Origin of the sequence: Halomonas sp. SL1, assembly GCF_003030865.2 — a bacterium.
Lineage (GTDB): Bacteria > Pseudomonadota > Gammaproteobacteria > Pseudomonadales > Halomonadaceae > Halomonas > Halomonas halophila.
Genome location: NZ_PYUQ02000039.1, coordinates 1 through 235, shown reverse-complemented (window position 1 = coordinate 235; position 235 = coordinate 1). Strand labels below are relative to the sequence as shown.

1 pseudogene is annotated in these 235 nt (G+C 73.6%); it reads right to left on the bottom strand.

Going from position 1 to position 235, the window contains the following annotated elements:
• Positions 1-235, bottom strand: a pseudogene (locus C9J49_RS16870) (sugar nucleotide-binding protein); the annotation flags it as partial.

The following is a 235-nucleotide window of genomic DNA, read 5'->3' as shown; positions in this document are numbered from 1 at the left end:
GGCCCGAACAGCACGCTCGGTCGCACGATGATCGCCCTGGGCATGGCCGCCAGCACCGCGCGCTCTCCCTGCGCCCGGGCGCGCACGTAGGCCGAGGGCGAGGTCGACTCGGCGCCGATGCCCGAGAGCTGCACCAGCCGGTCGATGCCGACCTCCCTCGCCAGCCGCGCCAGCCGGCCGGCTCCTTCCACATGAATCGCCTCGAAGCCGAGCTCGCGGGTCTCCACGTAGAGGC